This window comes from Ideonella sp. P3_A4, from assembly GCF_056403075.1.
Map to the genome: position 1 here is coordinate 1 of NZ_JBFUGE010000348.1, position 6,459 is coordinate 6,459.

General features: G+C 65.6%; 8 protein-coding genes. All 8 read left to right on the plus strand.

What is annotated here, in order from left to right; genetic code table 11:
- The first annotated feature begins 199 nt into the window (after positions 1-199).
- The gene (gene tssA, locus AC1DYI_RS23625; RefSeq protein WP_477206576.1) at positions 200-1,201 is read left to right on the plus strand and encodes a type VI secretion system protein TssA; all 1,002 of its coding nucleotides are present in this window, start codon (positions 200-202) and stop codon (positions 1,199-1,201) included.
- Between the two features lie 38 nt (positions 1,202-1,239).
- Entirely contained in the window at positions 1,240-1,749 is a 510-nt protein-coding gene (tssB, locus tag AC1DYI_RS23630; RefSeq protein ID WP_477206577.1) for a type VI secretion system contractile sheath small subunit, read from the plus strand.
- 27 nt (positions 1,750-1,776) lie between these two features.
- On the plus strand, positions 1,777-3,273 hold the full coding sequence (gene tssC / locus AC1DYI_RS23635) for a type VI secretion system contractile sheath large subunit (RefSeq protein WP_477206578.1): 1,497 nt from the start codon (positions 1,777-1,779) through the stop codon (positions 3,271-3,273).
- A 103-nt stretch (positions 3,274-3,376) separates the two neighbouring features.
- Complete coding sequence (locus AC1DYI_RS23640; protein WP_477206579.1) at positions 3,377-3,856, plus strand: Hcp family type VI secretion system effector; 480 nt, start codon at positions 3,377-3,379, stop codon at positions 3,854-3,856.
- A 16-nt stretch (positions 3,857-3,872) separates the two neighbouring features.
- A complete protein-coding gene (locus AC1DYI_RS23645; RefSeq protein WP_477206580.1) occupies positions 3,873-4,385 on the plus strand; it encodes an Hcp family type VI secretion system effector in 513 nt (170 codons plus the stop codon).
- 42 nt (positions 4,386-4,427) lie between these two features.
- Entirely contained in the window at positions 4,428-5,222 is a 795-nt protein-coding gene (locus AC1DYI_RS23650) for a type VI secretion system accessory protein TagJ (protein WP_477206581.1), read from the plus strand.
- Entirely contained in the window at positions 5,219-5,734 is a 516-nt protein-coding gene (gene tssE / locus AC1DYI_RS23655; protein WP_477206582.1) for a type VI secretion system baseplate subunit TssE, read from the plus strand. Before AC1DYI_RS23650 ends, tssE begins: the two co-directional genes overlap by 4 nt.
- Positions 5,735-5,865: 131 nt before the next feature.
- Positions 5,866-6,459, plus strand: a 594-nt coding sequence (locus AC1DYI_RS23660) for a hypothetical protein (protein ID WP_477206583.1), incomplete at its 3' end; no start/stop codon positions are given.

Below are 6,459 nucleotides of genomic sequence, written 5' to 3' on the forward strand. Positions count from 1 at the left end.
GGTATCTGCCCAGCCGCCCGGCCGCACGATCATCACCATCTGGTCGAATCTCGATGGCACGTATTTCTGACTCAGGACCCTAGGGGCTGAACTTGGCGGGCGGTTGAATGCGTAAGCCGAAGTGACTTTCGGCTACTGCGCGCTGTGCGGTCGACACCTAGAGTGACCGTCACAACACAAGGACCGTGCGGAACTGGGTATGCCTGACTTCGACGTGGAGTCGCTGCTGTCGCCACTGGCAGGTGACGCCCCCTGCGGCGCCGACCTGGAATACGACCCTGCGTTCCTGTCGCTGCAGGAGGCAGGCAGCGGCCGCGCTGAGCAGCAATACGGCGACACGGTGATCGCCGCCGAGGAGCCCGACTGGCCGGTGGTGCAAGACGCCGCGCTGCAACTGGCCGGCCGCACCCGCGATCTGCGATTGGCCGTCTGGCTGGCCCGCAGCGGTGCCCGGCTCGACGGCTGGACTGGTGCGGTACGCGGCCTGCAGCTGGTGCAAGGCCTGCTCGAGCGGCACTGGGACCACGTCCATCCGCAGCTGGACGCGAGCGAGAACAACGACCCGACGGCGCGCCTGAACGCGCTGATGCCGCTGGTGCACTTCGAGGGCCTGGCCGACTTGCGCGCCGCTGAGTTGACCGGCGCCCGCGGTGGCCCGACCGTGCGCCAGGTGGAACTGGCCTCGGGCCGCGCCGACCCGCTGCCCGGCGAATCCATGCCGACGGCGCAGGGGCTGGAAGAAGCCCTGGCCGCAGCCGCCACCCGGTCGCCCGCGTTGGGTGAATCCTGGAACGCCGGCTTGACGGCGGTGCAGGGCATCGAATCGGTGATCGACCGCCATGCGCCGGCTCAAGGGCCCGACTTCGCGCCACTGCGCAAGCTGATGCAGCACGTGGCCGATGCGGGCCGGCAAGCCGTGCAGGCCTCTGCGCCGGCAGGCCAGAACGGACAAACGGCCGCACCCAACGGCGCTGCACCCGTTGCGGTGGCGGTGGCCGGCATCAACTCGCGCGAAGACGCGATCCGCGCTTTGACCCGCGTGTGCGAGTGGTACGAGCGCAATGAGCCCAGCCACCCGGCGCCGCTGCTGATCCGCCGCGCGCAGCGGCTGATGAGCAAGAACTTCATCGACATCGTCCGCGACCTGGTACCCGATGGGGTCAGCCAGATCGAGCGGCTCGCCGGCATCGGCAACGAATAGGCCAGACGTCACAGGCCACCCACGGAAGGAGCCCTCCCATGGCAACCAGCAGCCAGAAATTCATTGCCCGCAACCGCGCGCCGCGCGTGCAGATCGAGTACGACGTCGAGCTCTACGGCGCCGAGAAGAAGGTGCAGCTGCCTTTCGTGATGGGTGTGCTGTCCGACCTGTCGGGCAAGCCCACCGAGCCGCTGCCGCCGGTGGCCGACCGCAAGTTCCTCGACATCGATGTCGACAACTTCGACGCCCGCATGAAGGCGATGAAGCCGCGCGTGGCCTTCTCGGTGCCCAACACGCTGACTGGCGAGGGAAACCTGATGGTCGACATCACCTTCGAGAGCATGGACGACTTCTCGCCCGCCGCGGTGGCGCGCAAGGTCGACGGCCTGCGGCAGCTGCTGGAAGCGCGCCAGCAACTCGCCAACCTGATCACCTACATGGACGGCAAGACCGGCGCTGAAGGCTTGATCGCCAAGGTGATCAAGGACGAGGCCTTGCTGAAGTCGCTGGCCGCGGCGGTGCCGAAGCCTGTCGCCGAAAACCAGTAATCGACCAGCCCACCGCGGAGACCGACCATGGCCGAAGAAACCCTTGTCCAGCCCAACGCACTGAGCGGTATCGAGTACGAAGGCGGCGAGTTCGCTTCGCTGCTGAACCGCGAATTCAAGCCGAAGACCGATGACGCCAAGAGCGCCGTCGAAACGGCGGTGCTGACCCTCGCGCAGCAGGCGCTGTCGCAGACCCAGCTGATCGGCACCGACGTGATCATGTCGATCGAGGCGATGATCGCCGAGCTCGACAAGAAGCTGTCGCAGCAGGTCAACCAGATCCTGCACCACGCCGACTTCCAGCAGATCGAAAGCGCCTGGCGCGGGCTGCACCACCTCGTCAACAACACCGAAACCGACGAGATGCTGAAGATCCGGGTGATGAGCATCACCAAGCTCGACCTCGGCAAGACGCTCAAGCGCTACAAGGGCACGGCCTGGGACCAGAGCCCGCTGTTCAAGAAGGTCTACGAGGAAGAGTACGGCCAGTTCGGCGGCGAGCCCTTCGGCTGCCTGGTCGGCGACTACTACTTCGACCACAGCCCGCCCGATGTCGAGCTGCTCGGCGAGATGAGCAAGGTGGCCGCGTCGGCCCATGCGCCGTTCATTGCCGCCGTCAACCCGTCGCTGATGCAGATGGGCTCGTGGCAGGAGCTGGCCAACCCGCGCGACCTGACCAAGATCTTCACGACCCCCGAGTACGCGGCCTGGAAGTCGCTGCGCGAGTCTGAAGATGCGCGCTACCTCGGCCTGGCGATGCCGCGCTTTCTGGCCCGGCTGCCGTACGGCGCCAAGACCAGCCCGGTCGAAGAGTTCAACTTCGAGGAAGAAACCGCCGGCGGCGACCACGCCAGCTACACCTGGGCCAACTCGGCCTATGCGATGGCGGTCAACATCAACCGCTCGTTYAAGCTCTATGGCTGGTGCACGCGCATCCGCGGCATCGAGTCGGGCGGCTCGGTCGAGGGCCTGCCGGCCCACACCTTCCCTACCGACGAAGGCGGCGTGGCGATGAAGTGCCCGACCGAGATCGCGATCAGCGACCGGCGCGAAGCCGAGCTGGCCAAGAACGGCTTCATGCCGCTGGTGCACCGCAAGAACTCGGACTTCGCCGCCTTCATCGGTGCGCAGTCGCTGCAAAAGCCGTTCGAGTACGACGACCCCGACGCCACCGCCAACGCCAACCTGGCGGCGCGGCTGCCTTACCTGTTCGCCTGCAACCGTTTCGCGCACTACCTGAAGTGCATCGTGCGCGACAAGGTGGGCTCGTTCAAGGAGCGGGCCGACATGGAGAAGTGGCTGAACAAATGGATCATGAACTACGTCGACGGCGACCCGGCCAACTCGTCCGAAGTCACCAAGTCGCAAAAGCCGTTGGCCGCCGCCGAGGTGACTGTCGAAGAGATCCCGGGCAACCCCGGCTACTACTCGTCCAAGTTCTTCCTGCGCCCGCACTACCAGCTCGAAGGGCTGACGGTGTCGCTGCGCCTGGTGTCCAAGTTGCCTTCACAAAAGCAAGCGTAGAGGCACGTCAGTGACTCGTTAGTTTCCTGCCCCGTTCGCACCACCAGGGGCCCATTCCCGCGTATCCAACGTATCCCACGAATCCATCAAGGAGAGACCCATCATGACGATCGACACCAACCTCAAGCTCGCCGGTGTTGAAGGCGAATCCACCCACAAGGACCACAAGGGCGAGATCGACCTGCTCGCCTGGTCGTGGGACGTGCGCCAGGAAAGCACGGCGGCCGCGGGCACCGGCTCCGGCAAGGGCAAGGGCATCCCTGGCCAGCTCGTTTTCGCGCACTACTACGACAAGGCTTCGCCGGTGCTGGCCAAGAACTGCGCCAACGGCAAGCACTTCGACTCGGCCATCATCACCTGCCGCAAGGCCGGCGAGGGCCAGCTCGACTTCCTGAAGGTCACGCTCAAGCAGGTGCTGGTCACCTCCGTGTCGCCTTCGGCCAGCAGCGGTGGCGAGATCTCTGAAAGCGTCGCACTGAGCTACGCCGACATCGAGTTCGAATACAAGCCGCAGGACGACAAGGGCGCCTTGGGCGGTTCGGTGAAGTTCGGCTGGAACGTCGCCAGCACCGAAACCCGCTGAGCACACGGAGCGCACGATGGCGTTGAGCCCCAGCGTGTCGGCGCCGGCCCCAGCGGCTGGCGCCGACATGTACCTCGACCTGACGCTCAAGCGGGCCGGCAAGGCCAAGGGCGAGTCGGTGGCCGCGGGCCACCAGGACGACATCGTCCTGGTCGGCTTCAGTTGGGGTGTCGGCGCAGCCGGTGACGCCGTTGCCGCGCTGTCCACCGGCCGCCGCAGCTACCGCCACCTGGTGGTCTGCAAGCGGATCGACACAGCCAGCACGGCCTTGATGAGTGCCGTGGCCACCAACGACGAGGTGCGCAGCGCCAAGCTGTCGTTGCGCAAGGCCGGCGGCGAGCAGGAGGACTTCTTCTGCATCACGCTCGAAAAGGCGCGCGTGGTGGCCTACGACATCGACACCGACGCCAACGGCGACCCGTTTGAAAAAGTGACGCTGGCCTTTCAGAAGGTGGCCGCCGAGTACCGGGTGCAGAGCGCCAGCGGGCAGATGGGGGCCAGCCACAGCTTCACGGACGACCTGAGCTAGGACACAGAAACTCGGCGCCGGTGATGACAACAAGGGAGTGACATGAACGCGGTCAAGGAGATGGTGTCGGGTGGCCAGCCGGCGCAGGCGCTGGCGGCCGCTCAGGCGCAGGTTCGGGCACGGCCCGACGATGCCGAGCTGCGTGTCCTGCTGTTCCAGCTGATGGTCGTGGCCGGCCAATGGGAGYGGGCCGCGACGCAGCTCGAGCTGTGTGGTGAACTTGACGACGCCGCGCTGGCAATGGTGCACACCTACCGCGAGGCGCTGCAGTGCGAGCTGGCGCGCGAGGCGGTGTTCAACGGCAAGACCACGCCGATGGTGCTGGGGCAGCCGGCCGAATGGGTGGCGCTGCTGGTGCAGGCGCTGCAGGCCCAGGCGTCGGGTGATCCGGTGGGCGCGCAGGCGCTGCGCGACCAGGCGCTGGAGCAGGCCCCGCCGACGGCCGGCGTGTTGGACGGCCAGGCCTTCGAGTGGATTTGCGACGCCGATTCGCGCCTGGGCCCGGTGCTGGAGGCGGTGGTCAACGGCCGCTACTGCTGGGTGCCGTTCGCGGCGCTGCGGCGCGTGCAGATCGAGCCACCGCAAGACCTGCGCGACCTCGTCTGGACGCCGGCGCACCTGGAGTTCCCGAACGGCGGCGACTCGATCGCGCTGATCCCCACGCGTTACGTGGGCAGCACGGTGCTGCAAGACGAGCGCATCTGGATGGCTCGGCGCACCGAGTGGCAGCCGCTGGGGTCTGAGCAATTCGCCGGCCTGGGCCAGCGCGTGTTCGCCACCGAAGCAGGCGAGCACGCCTTGCTCGACATCCGCACCATCGAACTGCGGTCGCCGTGACTGCGAACCTGAGGGACCGCCTGCAGCCGGCGCTGCTGGACCGGTTGACCGACGACAACCCTCAGCAACGCGAAGAGGCTGAAGACCAGCGCGTGATGTCCAAACCGCAGCTGCGCCAGGCGGTGCTGCGCGACCTGGGCTGGTTGCTCAACGCGGTGCAGCCGCTGGGCAAGCTGGCCGAGTCCTACCCAGTGCTGGCCGACAGCGTGCTGAACTTCGGCCTGCCCGCGCTGTCGGGCCAGCTGGCGTCCAAGGTCGATGTCAGCGTGCTCGAAAAGGCGATCCGCCAGACCCTGATCCGCTACGAGCCGCGCATCCTGCCCGACACGCTCGAGGTGCACGCGATCGAAGCGAACAGCGTGCTGGACACCCACAACGTCATCGAATTCGAAATCCGCGGCCACCTGTGGTCGCAGCCTGTGCCGCTGGAGATCTTGCTGCGCACGCAGCTGGATCTGGAGGCGGGGCAGGTGGAGGTGAGGGACGCCGTGGGCGGATCATCCAACCGCTGATCAAGGGCCATGCGCTGGTCGTGTAGTCGCCGTGCCGCCTTCGCCTACAAACACTTGGTCTGATGCAGTGAACCAGGCATGGGCCGGCGTCCGCCGCGCTCCCTGCGCCTCTTGTGCAAGGAAGAAACACCATGATGACGCTTCAAAGGCGGTTTGAGCAAAGCAAGTTGATCCCATCAGACAGCCTTGGGATTTGTACCCGGGTGACGTTCAAATGGCTGGCCCTCAAGCTGGCGAAAGGGGAGTTCAAGTACGAGAGCTTGAACGTTGGAAAGTCAGAGAAAAAGATGGCCGCCTATGGCGATCCTTTCATCGAAAGACTTTGCAAGAAGGAGTTCTCTGCCAACGATGCCGTCCAGTCCGGGGCCTACATCACCGACGACTTGGAAAGCATCAAGCACCACGTCGGGACCTGGGGGAACAGGATCGTCGACAAGAACAAGAAGGAATTCACAGGGATCGTGGCGAACGATGCTGCCGGCGTCGTCAGCCTCAGCCAATACGTCAAAGAGCGGGGCGTCGACTGGTCGAAGTTCCACGCCATCTACACCTTCTACATGAAGCTGCCCGCCTCTGTACTCGAAACCGTGTTGGGCACGAAAGAGCGGACGCTGCAGTCCGGCGCACGTGTGAAGGTCGAGGACAACACGAGAACGATCATGGCGGGGCATGCTGTCGGAATATCCGGGAGCGACAGTACCTTCTTCGATGCCAACGTGGGTGAG

Coding starts and splice junctions, on each gene's coding strand:
- tssA (WP_477206576.1), top strand. CDS start 200: ATGCCTGACTTCGACGTGGAGTCGCTGCTGTCGCCACTGGCAGGTGAC.
- tssB (WP_477206577.1), top strand. CDS start 1,240: ATGGCAACCAGCAGCCAGAAATTCATTGCCCGCAACCGCGCGCCGCGC.
- AC1DYI_RS23640 (WP_477206579.1), top strand. CDS start 3,377: ATGACGATCGACACCAACCTCAAGCTCGCCGGTGTTGAAGGCGAATCC.
- AC1DYI_RS23645 (WP_477206580.1), top strand. CDS start 3,873: ATGGCGTTGAGCCCCAGCGTGTCGGCGCCGGCCCCAGCGGCTGGCGCC.